The sequence below is a fragment of the Actinosynnema sp. CA-299493 genome, assembly GCF_050946825.1.
In the GTDB taxonomy this organism is placed as follows: Bacteria; Actinomycetota; Actinomycetes; order Mycobacteriales; family Pseudonocardiaceae; genus Actinosynnema.
In genome coordinates this window covers 4,595,980-4,611,098 of the sequence record NZ_CP191993.1, presented here as the reverse complement: position 1 = coordinate 4,611,098, position 15,119 = coordinate 4,595,980, and the positions used below count along the sequence as shown (strand labels likewise).

General features: G+C 70.4%; 10 protein-coding genes and 1 tRNA gene. 9 read left to right on the top strand and 2 right to left on the bottom strand.

Annotation, left to right across the window (positions count from 1 at the left end; all coding sequences use genetic code 11):
* The first annotated feature begins 21 nt into the window (after positions 1–21).
* The 9 genes from ACQPYE_RS18870 (at position 22) to ACQPYE_RS18830 (ending at position 12,774) form a co-directional block, all read left to right on the top strand.
* Positions 22–993: a carbohydrate kinase family protein gene (locus tag ACQPYE_RS18870; RefSeq protein ID WP_498722733.1), complete on the top strand. Its 972-nt coding sequence runs from the start codon at positions 22–24 to the stop codon at positions 991–993.
* Positions 990–4,520: a methionine synthase gene (gene metH, locus ACQPYE_RS18865; protein ID WP_498722732.1), complete on the top strand. Its 3,531-nt coding sequence runs from the start codon at positions 990–992 to the stop codon at positions 4,518–4,520. Before ACQPYE_RS18870 ends, metH begins: the two co-directional genes overlap by 4 nt.
* Positions 4,521–4,552: 32 nt before the next feature.
* Positions 4,553–6,016, top strand: coding sequence for an adenosylhomocysteinase (ahcY, locus tag ACQPYE_RS18860; protein WP_498722730.1), 1,464 nt, complete (start codon positions 4,553–4,555; stop codon positions 6,014–6,016).
* Between the two features lie 627 nt (positions 6,017–6,643).
* Positions 6,644–6,717 (top strand) — tRNA-Arg (locus ACQPYE_RS18855).
* Between the two features lie 309 nt (positions 6,718–7,026).
* Complete coding sequence (locus tag ACQPYE_RS18850; RefSeq protein ID WP_498722729.1) at positions 7,027–8,055, top strand: pectate lyase family protein; 1,029 nt, start codon at positions 7,027–7,029, stop codon at positions 8,053–8,055.
* Positions 8,056–8,069: 14 nt separating this feature from the next.
* Positions 8,070–9,074, top strand: a complete 1,005-nt coding sequence (locus ACQPYE_RS18845) for a pectate lyase family protein (RefSeq protein WP_498722728.1) — start codon at positions 8,070–8,072, stop codon at positions 9,072–9,074.
* Between the two features lie 16 nt (positions 9,075–9,090).
* Positions 9,091–10,086, top strand: coding sequence for a pectate lyase family protein (locus tag ACQPYE_RS18840; protein ID WP_498722727.1), 996 nt, complete (start codon positions 9,091–9,093; stop codon positions 10,084–10,086).
* On the top strand, positions 10,083–11,084 hold the full coding sequence (locus ACQPYE_RS18835; protein WP_498722726.1) for a pectate lyase family protein: 1,002 nt from the start codon (positions 10,083–10,085) through the stop codon (positions 11,082–11,084). Before ACQPYE_RS18840 ends, ACQPYE_RS18835 begins: the two co-directional genes overlap by 4 nt.
* A 118-nt stretch (positions 11,085–11,202) precedes the next feature.
* Positions 11,203–12,774 (top strand): hypothetical protein, encoded by a 1,572-nt coding sequence (locus tag ACQPYE_RS18830; protein ID WP_498722724.1) that lies wholly within the window; start codon positions 11,203–11,205, stop codon positions 12,772–12,774.
* A 54-nt stretch (positions 12,775–12,828) separates the two neighbouring features.
* On the opposite strand, the gene ACQPYE_RS18825 is transcribed toward ACQPYE_RS18830, so the two are convergent.
* Entirely contained in the window at positions 12,829–13,491 is a 663-nt protein-coding gene (locus ACQPYE_RS18825; protein WP_498722722.1) for a lytic polysaccharide monooxygenase auxiliary activity family 9 protein, read from the bottom strand.
* Positions 13,492–13,702: 211 nt separating this feature from the next.
* A complete protein-coding gene (locus ACQPYE_RS18820) occupies positions 13,703–14,935 on the bottom strand; it encodes an SGNH/GDSL hydrolase family protein (RefSeq protein WP_498722721.1) in 1,233 nt (410 codons plus the stop codon).
* Between the last annotated feature and the right edge of the window lie 184 nt (positions 14,936–15,119).

The window sequence follows — 15,119 nt, the reverse complement described above, 5'->3', positions numbered from 1 at the left end:
CGCACGGATTGGAGCGCGACCATGCGTCTTCTCATCACCGGTTCTATCGCCACCGACTACCTCATGACCTACCAGGGGCGGTTCAGCGAGCAACTCATCGCCGACAAGCTCGACCGGGTGTCCCTGTCCTTCCTCGTCGAGGAACTCGAGGTGCGCCGCGGCGGGGTCGCCGCGAACATCTCCTTCGGTCTGGCCGCGCTCGGCTTCGAGCCGGTGCTGGTCGGCGCCGTCGGCGCCGACTTCGACGACTACCGCGCGTGGCTCGAACGGCACGGGGTGCGCACCGGCGCCGTGCTCGTGGCGCCGCACCTGTTCACACCCCGGTTCCTGTGCACCACGGACCAAGACCAGAACCAGATCGCGTCGTTCTACGCGGGGGCGATGAGCGAGGCGCACACCATCGAGCTCGCCCCCGTGGTGTCGGGCATCGGCGGCGTCGACGTGGTGCACATAGCGCCGAACGACCCGGGCGCCATGGTCCGGCACACCCAGGAGTGCCGCGACCGCGGCTACCTGTTCGCCGCCGACCCGTCCCAGCAGCTCGCCCGGCTGGACGGCGAGGAGATCCGCACGCTCGTCGAGGGGGCGCACGTCCTGTTCACCAACGAGTACGAGCACGAACTGCTGCTGGCCAAGTCCAAGTGGACCGAGGCCGAGGTGCTGGACCAGGTCGGGCTCTGGGTCACGACGCTGGGCGCCGAAGGCGCGCGACTGGACGTCACCGGCGAGGCGCCGGTCCACGTGCCCGCCGTGCCCGAGCTGTCGACGGTCGACCCGACGGGCGTCGGTGACGCGTTCCGGGCGGGTTTCCTCGGTGGCATGGGGTGGGGTCTGGACAACCCCTCGGCAGCCAGGATCGGCTGCATGCTGGCGGCGCTGGTCCTGGAGAGCAACGGGTCGCAGGACTACGTCTTCTCCCGCGACGAGTTCCGCCGCCGCCTCGGTGACGCGTACGGTCCGCAACTGGTCGCCGCGCTCCCGGACACCTTATGAGCGGCCTGCTGGACACCCTGGGCGAGCGCGTGGTCGTCGCGGACGGCGCGATGGGCACGGCGCTGCAGGAGCACGACCTGTCTCTGGACGACTTCGCCGGCCTCGAGGGCTGCAACGAGATCCTGAACGTCACCCGGCCGGACGTGGTCCGCGGTGTGCACCGCAGCTACTTCGAGGCGGGCGCGGACGCGGTGGAGACGAACACGTTCGGGACCAACTACGCCAACCTGGCCGAGTACGGCATCGCCGACCGGATCCGCGAGCTGTCGCTGGCCGGCGCGCGGCTGGCCAGGAGCGTCGCCGACGAGTTCGCCGCGCCGGGACGGCCCCGGTTCGTGCTGGGCTCGGTCGGGCCGGGCACCAAGCTGCCCACGCTGGGGCACGCGCGGTTCGCCGACCTGCGCGACGCCTACACCGAGTCGGTCCGCGGTCTGCTCGAAGGCGGCGTCGACGCCGTGATCGTCGAGACCTCCCAGGACCTGCTGCAGACCAAAGCCGCGATCATCGGCGCCCGGCACGCGATGCGCGCCGAGGGCCACACCGTGCCGGTCATCGCGCAGGTGACCGTGGAGACGACCGGCACGATGCTGCTCGGCACCGAGATCGGCGCCGCCCTGACCGCGCTGGAACCGCTCGGCGTCGACCTGATCGGGTTGAACTGCGCGACCGGCCCGGCGGAGATGAGCGAGCACCTGCGGCACCTGGCCGCCCACTCCCGGGTCCCGCTGTCGGTGATGCCCAACGCGGGCCTGCCGCACCTCGGCCCCCACGGCGCCGTGTACCCGCTGCGGCCCGAAGAGCTGGCCGAGGCGCTGACGAGGTTCGTCACGGAGTTCGGCGCGCGCTTGGTCGGCGGGTGCTGCGGCACCACCACCGAGCACGTCCGCGCGGTCGTTGCCGCGGTGGCCGACCTCGCTCCGCGCCCGCGGCGGGCACGCCCCGAAGCCGGCGTGTCGTCGCTGTACCAGGCCGTGCCATTCCGGCAGGACGCCTCGGTGCTGATGATCGGCGAGCGGACCAACGCCAACGGCTCCAAGGCGTTCCGCGACGCCATGCTGGACGGGCGGATCGACGACTGCGTGGAGATCGCCCGCGACCAGACCCGGGACGGCGCGCACCTGCTCGACCTGTGCGTCGACTACGTCGGGCGGGACGGCGCGGCGGACATGGCCGAGATCGCGGGTCGGCTGGCCACCGCGTCGACGCTGCCGATCATGCTGGACTCCACTGAGGTGGACGTGCTGCGCGCCGGGCTGGAGCGGCTCGGCGGCCGGTGCGTGGTCAACTCGGTGAACTTCGAGGACGGCGGCGGCCCCGAGTCGCGCTACCACCGCACGATGGAACTGGTCACCGAGTTCGGCACGGCGGTCGTCGCCCTGTGCATCGACGAGACCGGCCAGGCCCGCACGGCGCGGGACAAGGTCGCCGTCGCCGCGCGGCTGATCGAGGACCTGACCGGCCGGTGGGGCGTGCGCCTGGCCGACATCGTCGTCGACACCCTCACGTTCACCATCGCGACCGGGCAGGAGGAGTCCCGGCGGGACGCCCTGGAGACCGTCGAGGCGATCCGGCTGCTCAAGCAGCGCTACCCGGACGTGCAGACCACCCTCGGGCTGTCGAACGTGTCGTTCGGGTTGAACCCCGCCGCGCGCCAGGTGCTGAACTCGGTGTTCCTGAACGAGTGCGTGCGCGCGGGTCTGGACACGGCGATCGTGCACGCGTCCAAGATCGTCCCGATGGCGCGGATCCCCGAACAGCAGCGGGACGTGGCCCTGGACCTGATCTACGACCGCCGCTCGGCCGACTACGACCCGCTCACGCGGTTCCTGGAGCTGTTCGAGGGGGTCACCGCGGCGTCGGACAAGGCGACGCGCGCGCAGGAGTTGGCCGCGCTGCCGCTGTCCGCCCGGTTGCAGCGGCGGATCGTGGACGGCGAGCGCAACGGCCTCGAGGCCGACCTGGAGGAGGCGCTGGCACAGCGCCCGGCCCTGCAGATCGTCAACGACACGCTGCTGGCGGGGATGAAGACGGTCGGTGAGCTGTTCGGCTCGGGCCGGATGCAACTGCCGTTCGTGCTCCAGTCGGCCGAGGTCATGAAGACCGCCGTGGCCTACCTCGAACCGCACATGGAGCGCGCCGACGGTGGCGGCAAGGGCCGGATCGTGCTGGCCACGGTCAAGGGCGACGTGCACGACATTGGCAAGAACCTGGTCGACATCATCCTGTCCAACAACGGCTACGAGACCGTCAACATCGGCATCAAGCAGTCGATCAACGCCATCCTCGACGCCGCCGCCGAGCACCAGGCGGACGCCATCGGCATGTCCGGGCTGCTCGTCAAGTCCACGGTGGTCATGAAGGAGAACCTGGCGGAGATGAACTCGCGCGGCGTCGCCACCCGGTGGCCGGTGCTGCTCGGTGGCGCCGCGCTGACCCGCTCCTACGTCGAGAACGACCTGGCCGCGGCCTACAAGGGCGAGGTCCGCTACGCCCGCGACGCGTTCGAAGGGCTCCGGCTCATGGACGCCCTCATGGCCGCCAAGCGCGGCGAGACGCCCCTCGCCGACCCGGGAGCCGAGGCCAAGGCCGCCGAGCGCAGTGCCCGGCGGGAACGGTCGCTGCGCATCGCCGGGCAGCGCAAGGCGGAGGCAGCGGCCGTGGCGGGCCCCGTGCCCGCGCGGTCCGCCGTGGCCGCCGACGCGCCGATCCCGACGCCGCCGTTCTGGGGGAGCCGCGTCGTGCGCGGCATCCCGGTCGCCGACTACTCGCGCATGCTCGACGAACGCGCCACCTTCCTAGGCCAGTGGGGGCTGCGCGGCGCCAAGAAGGGCGACGGCCCGTCGTACGAGGAGCTGGTCGAGTCCGAGGGCAGGCCGCGCGTGCGGGCCTGGTTGGACCGCCTGACCACGCAAGGCGTCCTCGCGCACGCCGCCGTCGTGTACGGCTACTTCCCGTGCGTCGCGGAAGGGGACGACCTGGTCGTCCTGACCGAACCGGCCCCCGACGCGCCGGAACGGACCCGGTTCACCTTCCCGCGCCAGCGCCGCGACCGCCACCTGTGCCTCTCGGACTTCGTGCGGCCCCGCGCGTCCGGCGACGTCGACGTGGTCGCGTTCCAGCTCGTCACCATGGGCAGGCCGATCGCCGACGCCGCCCAGGAGCTGTTCGCCGCCGACGCCTACCGCGACTACCTGGAGCTGCACGGCCTCGGCGTCCAGCTCACCGAGGCGCTCGCCGAGCACTGGCACCGGCGGGTCCGCGACGAGCTGCGGTGGGCCGACGGCAGGTCCGTGGCCGCGGAGGACCCCGACGACATCACCGACTACTTCTCCCTCGGCTACCGGGGCGCGCGGTTCTCCCTGGGCTACGGCGCCTGCCCCGACCTGGAGGACCGGGCCAAGATCGTGGACCTGCTCGAACCCGGGCGCATCGGGGTGGAGCTGTCCGAGGAGTTCCAGCTCCACCCCGAGCAGTCCACCGACGCGATCGTGCTGCACCACCCCGAAGCGAAGTACTTCACCGCCTGATCCGACCGACGGCCTTCACCACAGGGAGCACCGTGTCCACCGAGAGGTTCCAGTCGCGCAACGGCATCGACTTCGCCGTCGCGGACCTGTCACTGGCCGAGTTCGGTCGCAACGAGATCCGGCTCGCCGAGCACGAGATGCCCGGCCTCATGGCGCTGCGCCGCGAGTACGCCGGCGTCGACCCCCTGCGCGGGGCGCGGGTGTCCGGGTCACTGCACATGACCGTGCAGACAGCCGTGCTGATCGAGACCCTGACCGCGCTCGGCGCGGAGGTCCGCTGGGCGTCGTGCAATATCTTCTCCACCCAGGACCACGCCGCCGCCGCGGTCGTGGTAGGGCCCGGCGGCACCGAGGACGAGCCGGTCGGCGTGCCGGTCTTCGCCTGGAAGGGCGAATCGGCGACCGAGTACTGGTGGTGCACCGACCGGATGCTGTCCTGGCCGGACGGGCGTGGCCCGAACATGCTGCTCGACGACGGTGGCGACGCCACCTTGCTGGTGCACAAGGGCGTGCGGTATGAGAAGGCCGGTGCGGTCCCCGACGCGACCGACGACGATTCCGCCGAGTGGCGCGCCGTGCTGGACCTGCTCAAGTCCTCGCTGGCCACCGATTCGACCAGGTGGACCGGTGTCGCGGGCGGCATCCGGGGCGTCACCGAGGAGACCACGACCGGCGTGATGCGGCTGTACCAGCTCGCCGCGTCCGACGACCTGCTGTTCCCGGCCATCAACGTCAACGACGCCGTCACCAAGTCCAAGTTCGACAACCGCTACGGCATCAGGCATTCCCTGATCGACGGCATCAACCGCGGCACGGACGTGCTGATCGGCGGCAAGGTCGCGGTCGTCTGCGGCTACGGCGACGTCGGCAAGGGCGCCGCGGAGTCCCTGCGCGGCCAGGGAGCCCGCGTGGTCGTCACGGAGATCGACCCGATCTGCGCGCTCCAGGCCGTCATGGACGGGTACGAGGTCCGGCGCCTGGACGACGTCGTGGACAAGGCCGACATCGTCATCACGACGACGGGCAACAAGGACGTCGTCACCGCCGACCACCTGTCCCGGATGAAGCACCAGGCGATCGTCGGCAACATCGGGCACTTCGACAACGAGATCGACATGGCGGGCCTCGCCGCCGTGCCCGGCATCCGGCGCGTCACCATCAAGCCGCAGGTGGACGAGTGGGTGTTCCCGTCGGGCCGCTCGATCCTCGTGCTGTCCGAGGGACGGCTGCTCAACCTGGGCAACGCCACCGGCCACCCGAGCTTCGTCATGTCGAACAGCTTCTCCAACCAGGTCATCGCCCAGGTCGAGCTGTACACCAAGCACGCGGATTACGGCCGCGAGGTCTACCGCCTGCCCAAGCACCTCGACGAGAGGGTCGCCCGGATCCACCTTCGAGCCCTCGGCGCCGACCTCACCACCCTCACCCCGGACCAGGCCGAGTACATCGGCGTGGCCCTCACCGGCCCCTACAAAGCCGACCACTACCGCTACTGACACCCGGTGGAGAGGTCCTGGTCGTCGTGCCCTCGACGACTCGTCGTGCCCTCGACGACCAGGACCGCACGGCACGCGGACCAGCGAGGTCCGCTCCGCCGACAGGCACCGCGTGACGTACCCGCGGTGCTCCGCCGCGAAAGCCAGGCACTGCGCCGGCCGCCGTTCGAGCCGGCCGCGATCGTCCGACTCGCCCAAGCGTCCGACCCCGGTGTGCCGGTCGGCTCGCGAGCGGTGCGGGCGAAGAGGCGCTGACGCGCGCCGTGCGGCAGTGGGTCGAGGGCCTCGATCCGGCTTCGCGGCAGTGGTCGCGGCGTGATTCCGGTCAACCGGCGCACGGCCCTCCACCGGATTGCCGGAATGCCCGTGAAAATGGTTTGACCCGACCACCGGCCGGTCGGCACGATGGGCCCACACCGAGCCGAGGAGCTGACATGCCGAACACGCGTCGACGCCGATCGGACCGCCCGTGCTCCCCGCCGTGACCTGTTGAAAGGTCCGGTCCAGGGAGCCGTCCGTCGGGGAACCGACCAGGGCGGCTTTCTCTTTCCGGCGCACTCCGGAAATGATTGTCGGACGACCGGGTGAGTCATTCTTGGCGACCTCGGTGTGATTACCGCACGACCGGCCCCCATAGCTCAGCAGGACAGAGCGCGCCGCTACGAACGGCGAGGCCCCAGGTTCAAGTCCTGGTGGGGGCACCGCTGGAACCCCGTGCCACCGCGCCTCGCCGGGACGAGCCCGACGGGGCGCGGTCGGCGGTTCCAGACCAGCACCGCCTTCGCGCGCGGCGGGCGAGAATAGCCGCGTGGAGCATTCCGGGTTAGCCGGAATGGGCCTCCGGTGACACATATGTGAACCGTTCGTCGAATAGGGCGGCCACATATGTGAACTTCGAACCGGGGTCGCCACCGGCCGTTGACACGCCGGAAACATGCGCTACGGTGCGATCAGAGAGCGCTTTCCCGATAACCCCCGCACTCACCCCTCATACGGGAGAGGAAATAGCCATGCCCACATCTTTCGGGAACCGGCGCGCCCTGCTGAAGGTCGTCGTGGCCGCCGCGTTGGCCACGACCGCGGCCACCGTTCCCGGCGCCACGCCGGCGTTGGCCGCGACCACCGCAGACGGGTTCGCCTCCGTGAACGCGTTAGGGCAGAACGGCACGACCGGAGGCGCGGGCGGCGCTGTCGTCACCGCCGCCACCACGGCTCAGCTCCTCGACTACATCGCCCGACCGGAACCACTGGTCGTGCAGGTCAAGGGCACGATCACGCTGCCGACCGGCACCACGGACGGCATGCACCGCGTCGCCTCCGACAAGACGATCATCGGCTTGGGCGGTGACGCGAAGCTCGTCGGCGGCGGGCTCACCATCGGCGTGCCGGTGGACGACGACGTCACCTCTCCCCCGGCCAACGCCGTGCACAACATCATCATCCGCAACCTGGCGATCACCGGGGCCACGGACGACCTGATCAACGTGCAGATGTTCAGCCACCACATCTGGATCGACCACAACGACTTCTCCAACGGCGACGACGGCGCGGTCGACATCAAACGGGGCAGCGACTACGTCACGGTCTCGTGGAACAGGTTCCACGACCACGACAAGACCCTGCTGCTCGGCCACGACGACGACAACGGCGCGCAGGACATCGGCCGCCTGCGGGTCACCTACCACCACAACTACTTCGACGGCTCCGACCAGCGCAACCCGCGGGTCCGGTTCGGCGAGTCGGTGCACGTCTACAACAACTACTACCGCGACAACAGCTACGGCGTGGCCTCGGCGATGAACGCGGGCGTGGTGCTGGAGGGCAACTACTTCTTCAGCGTCAACAACCCCGGCCGGGTCGACTTCAGCGGCGACCTGGGCCGGATCGTCGCCCGCGACAACATCCTCGTCGAGTGCAACCACGAGATCGAGCTCCGGGGTTCCGTGGTCGAGCCCCGCACCTACTACAGCTACTCCCTCAACCGCGCCGCCGAAGTCCCCACGGTCGTGCCCGCCGGTGCGGGCACCGGTCGCATCTGACAGGAGCACCGAAGATGAGCGACATCAGCAGGCGCAGCCTCCTCGCGGGCGCCGCCGCCACGGCCCTCACCGCCGTGGCCGCACGCGCCGCGGCGGCCGAGCCCGGCCACACCAGCCCGGTCACGACGAACCCCGCGTGGGCGGCGCCGTTCCAGACCGCCGACGGGTTCGCCGGCACGAACACCCTCGGCCAGAACGGCACCACCGGCGGCGTGGGCGGACCGGTGGTCACGGTGCGCGACACCGAGACGTTCCTGGACTACTGCGACCGCAACGAGCCCTACGTGATCCAGGTGGACGGGATCATGACGTTCAGCAGCAAGCAGGGCCTGCGGTCCAACAAAACCGTCATCGGCCTGCCCGGCGCGGAGATCCGCGGCGGCGGCCTGGACATGTACCGCCGGCAGAACGTGATCATCCGCAACCTGAGGTTCACCGGCGCGGACGACGACGCGATCAGCATCCAGCAGTCCTCGCACCACATCTGGATCGACCACTGCGACCTCAGCGGCGGCGCGGACGGGCTGATCGACATCGTCCGGGGCGCCGACTTCATCACCGTGTCGTGGAACAACTTCCACGACCACAGCAAGACCGCGCTGCTGGGGCACTCCGACTCCAACGCGGGGCCGGACACCGGCAAGCTGCGGACCACGTTCCACCACAACTACTTCAACGCCACCGAGCAGCGGCACCCCCGGGTCCGCTTCGGCGAGCCGATCCACGTCTACAACAACTACTTCCGGAACAACCGCCTGTACGGGGTCGCGTCCACCGAGAACGCCGGCGTGCTGGTGGAGGCCAACTACTTCGAGAACGTGCCCCACCCGATCTACTCCGGCTACGACGAGAGCGGACCGGGGCGCGTGGTGCAGCGCAACAACATCTTCGTCAACTCGGGCACGCCGCAGACCCTCGGCACGGTCGTCGAACCGCGCACCTACTACGCCTACACCCCCGACAACCCGTCGACCCTGCCCACCACCGTCCCCGCCGGCGTCGGCGTCGGCCGGATCTGATCCCAGGAGGACCAGCATGAGCGCCATCAACCGTCGTCGGTTGCTCGCCGGCACGGCACTCGCCGCCGTGGCCGCCGCCGTGCCACGCGCCGCCTGGGCCGGTGTGGACGCGCTGAACGTCGCCGACGGGTTCGCCGGGGTCACCGCGCTCGGCCAGAACGGCACCACCGGCGGCGCGGGCGGCCAGGCGGTCACCGTGACCACGGCCGCCGCCCTCGCCGACTACGTCGGACGCAAGGAGCCCTACGTCATCTCGGTGTCCGGCCGGATCCAGACCGGCGACGAGATGCTGACCGTCGTCGCGAACAAGACCATCGTCGGTGTCGGCTCCACCGCCGAGATCACCGGCGGCGGCCTGCAGCTCGGCTCCACCACCCGCCCCGGCAACAACGTGATCATCCGCAACCTCCGGTTCACCAACGCCTCGGACGACTCGATCAGCGTCACCAACTCCGCGCACCACGTGTGGATCGACCACTGCGACCTGTCCGACGGCTACGACGGCCTGCTGGACATCAAGCGCAACTCGGACTACGTCACCGTGTCGTGGAACCACTTCCACCACCACAGCAAGGCCGCCCTGCTCGGCCACTCCGACAGCTACACCAGCGACAAGGGCAAGCTGCGCGTCACCTACCACCACAACTTCTTCGACGGCACGGACCAGCGCCACCCGCGCGTCCGCTTCGGCGAGCCCGTGCACGTCTACAACAACTACTACCGGGGCAACTCGCTCTACGGCGTCGCCTCCACCATGGACGCCGGGGTCGTGGTCGAGGGGAACTACTTCGAGAACGTCGCGCACCCGATCCTGTCCGGCTACGACAAGAGCGGTCCGGGACGCGTGATCGAGCGCAACAACATCTACGCCGGATCCGGTGCGCCGGAGACGCTCGGCACCGTCGTGGAGCCGCGCACCTACTACAGCTACACGGTGGACGACCCGGCGTCCGTGCCGCGCCTCGTCACGGCCGGCGCCGGTGTCGGCCGCGTCCAGGGGGTGGCACGGTGAAGAGGAGCACCGCTGTCGCGCTCGCCGCGACGCTGATCGGGAGCCTGGCCGTCGCCACACCTGTGACGGCCGCTCCCGCGGTCGCCGCGGACACCGCGCCGATCGGCTTCGCCGCCGTCAACGCCCTCGGCCAGAACGGCACCACGGGCGGCGCGGGCGGCCCCGAGGTCACGGTGTCCACCGCCGCCGACCTCATCGCCGCGATCAAGGCCACCGGGCCGCGCGTGGTGCGGGTGCAGGGCATGATCACGCTGCCGGCGGGCATGTACGACGTCACCTCGGACAAGACGGTCGTCGGCGTCGGCGCGGCGTCGGGCATCACCGGCGGCGGGCTCAACATCGGCCTGCCGGTGAGCGAGACGACCACTCCCCCGGCGGACGCCGTGCACAACGTGATCATCCGCAACCTGGTGTTCCGCAACGCCACCGACGACTCGATCAACGTGCAGATGTTCAGCCACCACGTCTGGATCGACCACAACGACCTGTCCCGCGGCTACGACGGGCTCATCGACATCAAGCGCGGGTCCAGCTACATCACCGTGTCCTGGAACCACGTCCACGACCACGCCAAGAACATGCTGCTCGGGCACTCCGACAGCAACGGCGCCCAGGACACCGGTTACCTGAAGGTCTCCTACCACCACAACTTCTACGACCGGACCTCGCAGCGCAACCCGCGCACCCGGTTCGGCAACCCGGTGCACATCTTCAACAACTACTTCCTCAACAACAGCGACACCGGCCCGGCGTGCCAGGCCCAGTCCGGCTGCTGGATCGAGGGCAACTACTTCGACAACGTCGAGGAGCCCATGACCACCAGCTACTCCGGACCCAAGGGCAACATCGTCGAGCGGAACAACGTCTACGTGAACAGCGGCAAGCCGGTCGTCGGCGGAACCGTCACCGACCCGCGCACCTACTACCAGTACGCCCTCGACCCGCCCGCGAACGTGAAGGCGCTCGTCACCCAGGGAGCGGGCACCGGCAAGGTCTGACCTGCGCGGCGACGAACAGCGGTATTCCGCACGCACCGCCCTCCCCCGAGGTGCGGATCGGGGCGGCCGATCCTATAGTTCGGCCGCCCGGATCCGCGTTTCGAAGGGAATTCCGACGATGTCGAGACGATTAAGACGAGCGTTGCTCTCGTTGTCCGGCTGCGTGGCGCTGATCATCGCCGCGAACGGCACGGCGTCCGCGAGCGGTTCGGCGTGGCAGGCGATCGCCGCCGTCGACCCCGTGGTCGGCGCCCGGCTCCAGCCCCACCAAAGCCTGCTGAGCGCACCGACCACGATCACGACCCCGCTGCCCGCCAACCCGGTCGGCGCGCTGGCGACCGCCGTCTCCGGCCTCTCCGCCGGGGTCGGCCTGCCGCAGGACGCCGCCGCGGCCATCGGCTCCTCGGGCCTCTCCACCGAGGTCGCCGGCCGGGTCGCGAACCTGCTCACCGCGATGACCACCTGCCGGCAGGTCACCGAGACCCGCTTCGCCGCCATCCCGACCGGCCTGCTGCCGCTCGTGCTCAAGACCGGCGGCGCACTGGACCCCTTGGCGCACGCGGGCATCCGCGCGTGCGCCGAGCCCGTGTGGCGGCGGACGGTCGAACTGCAACTCACGCTGGACGACCTGGCGTCCGGCCAGGCCGCCGCCTCGTGCGCCGTCCCCGGCACCGCCGACCTGGACCTCTGGCCCGTGCTCCGACTGGACGGCAGCACGTGCGGCGACAACACCTACGCGCACGACTACATGCTGATCATCGACGTCGGCGGCGACGACACGTACCGCAACAACGCCGGCGGCAACATGGTCGACCTCAACTTCTCCCCCGCCGGCTCGACCGTCACCGGCTTGCGCGGCACCGGCCCCGCGCAGGGCTGCCAGCGCGCCATCCCCGGTCTGACCGCGCTCGACTGCGTGCCCGCGGTCGGCGTCCTGCTCGACCTGGCGGGCCAGGACACCTACGGCGTCAAGGAGACCCCGGACCACGACACCGGCTGCACCACCGACCCGGTCGTGCGCCGGATGATGACCGCCGGCGCGGGCTTCCTCGGCGTGAGCGTCCTGCGCGACTCGGGCGGCACGGCCGATGTCTACACCGGCAAGACCGGCTCGCTCGGCGCGGGCCACATCTTCGGCGTCGGCCTGCTGTCGGACGACGGCGGGAACGACACGTACTCCGCCGTGCGCAACAGCCAGGGCTTCGCGCTGGTCGGCGGTTTCGGCCTGCTGCACGACCAGTCGGGCGCCGACACCTACGACTACTACATGCCCGCCCCGATCAACCCCTCCGCGCCCAACCAGACCGAGGGTGCGGGCGGTGTGCGGGACGACGAGGGCGAAGGACTGTGCGACCGGATCCCGCGGTTCGTCCAGGGCACGGCCAACGTGCTGCCCGGCACCACCGGCGTCCTGATCGACGACTCCGGCGCGGACAGCTACCACGGCGCGTTCGCCGGTGAGTTCGTCGGCCCGATCCAGAACCCGAGCACCAGGGCGGGCAGCCTCGGCTTCGGCAACAACCAGGGCCTCGGCGTCTTCCTCGACCGCGCGACCACCGACGACACCTACGTGGTGGACGGCGAGCCGGCGGTGGCGGGCGTGCCGGCTCGCGGCGACGGCGTGACCGTGCTGCCGGGCAACGACTCCTCCGGCTCCGGCCTCGGCCAAGGCCTGTTCATCGACCAGTGACGGCAACGGGTTCCGTGCCCACCGCTACCCGGGTGGGCACGGAACTCCGCCCGCCTACTGGAAGACCACGTCGCTGCAGAAGTAGTACGACTGGTCGGAGTGGCTGGCCTGCCAGATCACGTAGACCACGTGGCGGCCGGTGCGGCTGCCCGCGTTCACCGCGACCCGGTAGTGGTCCGACGGCGCGTAACGGCCGGTCGTCGCGACCAGGTCCAGGTGGTTCCAGCCCAACGGCGTCGTCGTCGCGTCGTAGCCCTGCTTCGACACGTACACCCGGAGGTAGTCCGCGCCGTGCCTGGCCTGGTCCCAGATGTCGAGGGTGAACTGCCGCGGCTTGGTCACGGCCTTCCACTGACCCGGGTTGTCCAGGGCCGCGTACCGCATCCCGCCGGTGCGCCCGCCGCTGCACAGCTGGCCGTTGGGAATGGCGCCCTGGTGGTTGCCCGCGACACCTTCGCGGTACAGGCCGTTCCAATTCCACATGGCAGTGGTGTCGGCCTGCCACGCCTGCCAGCACATGGGATCCTGCTGGGCCATCGTCGGGTTCTGGAAATCGCTGCCCCACCGCTGCCAGCAGCCGTAGTTCCGCGACGGCGGGTCGACGGTCGACCCGTGCGCGGCGGCGACGCCGGTCAGCAGGCTCGCCATGAGCCCGGCGACGACCGCGAGCGTCGCGAAGGCTCTGGCGAGCAGGTTCTTGTTCACGGGGACGGACATGAGCGCCACTCTCTCCTCCTCGTTGAGGACAACCATGTTGAGTAATGTCCATGGGTGGGCTGGGAGCGCTCCCAAATCGCACTGTAACCAAGCGTGCGCGGAAATGGGAAGTGTTGGCGGACAACGGGTCCGCATTCGACGCGCATTCGACCGCAATTCGACGGAACGCCCTCCCGACCACTGCCGGGAGGGCGTTTCGGGCAACTCGCCGCTACAGCGCCGAAAGGTCGACGGCCTCGGCCATCGCCCGGTAACCCGCGTCGTTCGGGTGCAGGCGGTCGCCGCTGTCGTAGGCGGGCCGCAGCGCGTCGGGGTCCGCCGGGTCGGCCAACGCGCGGTCGAAGTCGACCACCGCGTCGAACTCGCCGGACGTGCGGATCCAGGCGTTCACCTCGTCCCGCACCGCCTCGCCCTCCTCGGTGTGGTACATGGCGCCCTTGAACGGCAGCAGCGTGCCGCCGACGACCCGCACGCCCTTCGCGTGCGCCTTGCCGATCAGCTCCCGGTACCCGGCGACCAGCTCGGCCGCGGTGACCACCGGGTTCGGCGTGGCGCAGTCGATCGGGAACTGGCTGAACCCGATGTCGTTGATGCCCTCCAGCAGGATCACCGTGCGCACGTCCGGCTGCGCCAACGCGTCCCGCTCGAACCGCGACGTCGCCTTCTCGCCGAAGCACGACGAGTCGTTGAGCACCCGGTTGCCGCCGATGCCCGCGTTCACCACGCCGCGCCGGCCGGCCAACCGCTCCGCCAGCTCGTCCGGGTAGCGGTTGTCGGCGTCCACAGTGGACCCCACGCCGTCGGTGATGGAGTCGCCGAACGCCACCACGACCTCGCGCCGCGGGGTGAGGTCCAGGACGTCCACGGCGTCGAGGTAGAACCACGACGACGACGTCTCGGTGAACGCCCCCGCCGCCACGTCGGCCCGGTGGTCGCCGGACGCCCGCCAGCTCGTGGCGCTGGCGAACGCGTGCCCGGTGGCGGGCCCGGTCTTCCCCGCCAGGTACAGCGTCACGGTCACCTGGCTCAGCGGCGCCACCGCCAGCGGGGCGAGGTCGCCCACCGCCTCACCGCCGACCGGCACCGTCACCGAGCGCCGACCGCCGAACGTCAGGTGCCGCACCGTGTTCGGCCGCACCGCCGCGCCCTGCGCCGTCCGCGCGACCGTCGCGCCGGTCACGACCAGCGGGGACTCGCCGTAGGCGTTGGACAGCCTGATCCGCACCGCCGCGCCGCCGTCGCTGGTCCGCACGACCTGGCGAACGGTGTGGTCGTCGAAACCGGCCGTACCCCAACCCGGTCCGAACACGTCCGTCGGCGGGTGCGGCGAAGCGGCCCACGTCGCGTTCCACCCGAGGCCCGAAGCCCCCGCCGAACCCGCTGCCGCGCCCGGGACCAGCGCGACCCCCAGCACCGCGACGAGCACCGTTGTCAGTTTCCTCATGTCCGCGTTCCCCCAGTCGCCCGCTGACCCGTTCCGCCGACACGCTATCCGTCGACCCCGACAAAACTCTCCGACCAGCACCGACGGGTCGTGGTGGGTCCTTGACGAAGGCTTGACGTTGGCCCGGTGGGCGTCTTAGGGTCCGGCATCTCGAAAATTGCTGGACCAATACCGAAACTTTCGA

Coding starts and splice junctions, on each gene's coding strand:
- ACQPYE_RS18870 (WP_498722733.1), top strand. CDS start 22: ATGCGTCTTCTCATCACCGGTTCTATCGCCACCGACTACCTCATGACC.
- metH (WP_498722732.1), top strand. CDS start 990: ATGAGCGGCCTGCTGGACACCCTGGGCGAGCGCGTGGTCGTCGCGGAC.
- ACQPYE_RS18850 (WP_498722729.1), top strand. CDS start 7,027: ATGCCCACATCTTTCGGGAACCGGCGCGCCCTGCTGAAGGTCGTCGTG.
- ACQPYE_RS18845 (WP_498722728.1), top strand. CDS start 8,070: ATGAGCGACATCAGCAGGCGCAGCCTCCTCGCGGGCGCCGCCGCCACG.
- ACQPYE_RS18840 (WP_498722727.1), top strand. CDS start 9,091: ATGAGCGCCATCAACCGTCGTCGGTTGCTCGCCGGCACGGCACTCGCC.
- ACQPYE_RS18830 (WP_498722724.1), top strand. CDS start 11,203: ATGTCGAGACGATTAAGACGAGCGTTGCTCTCGTTGTCCGGCTGCGTG.
- ACQPYE_RS18825 (WP_498722722.1), bottom strand. CDS start 13,491: ATGTCCGTCCCCGTGAACAAGAACCTGCTCGCCAGAGCCTTCGCGACG.
- ACQPYE_RS18820 (WP_498722721.1), bottom strand. CDS start 14,935: ATGAGGAAACTGACAACGGTGCTCGTCGCGGTGCTGGGGGTCGCGCTG.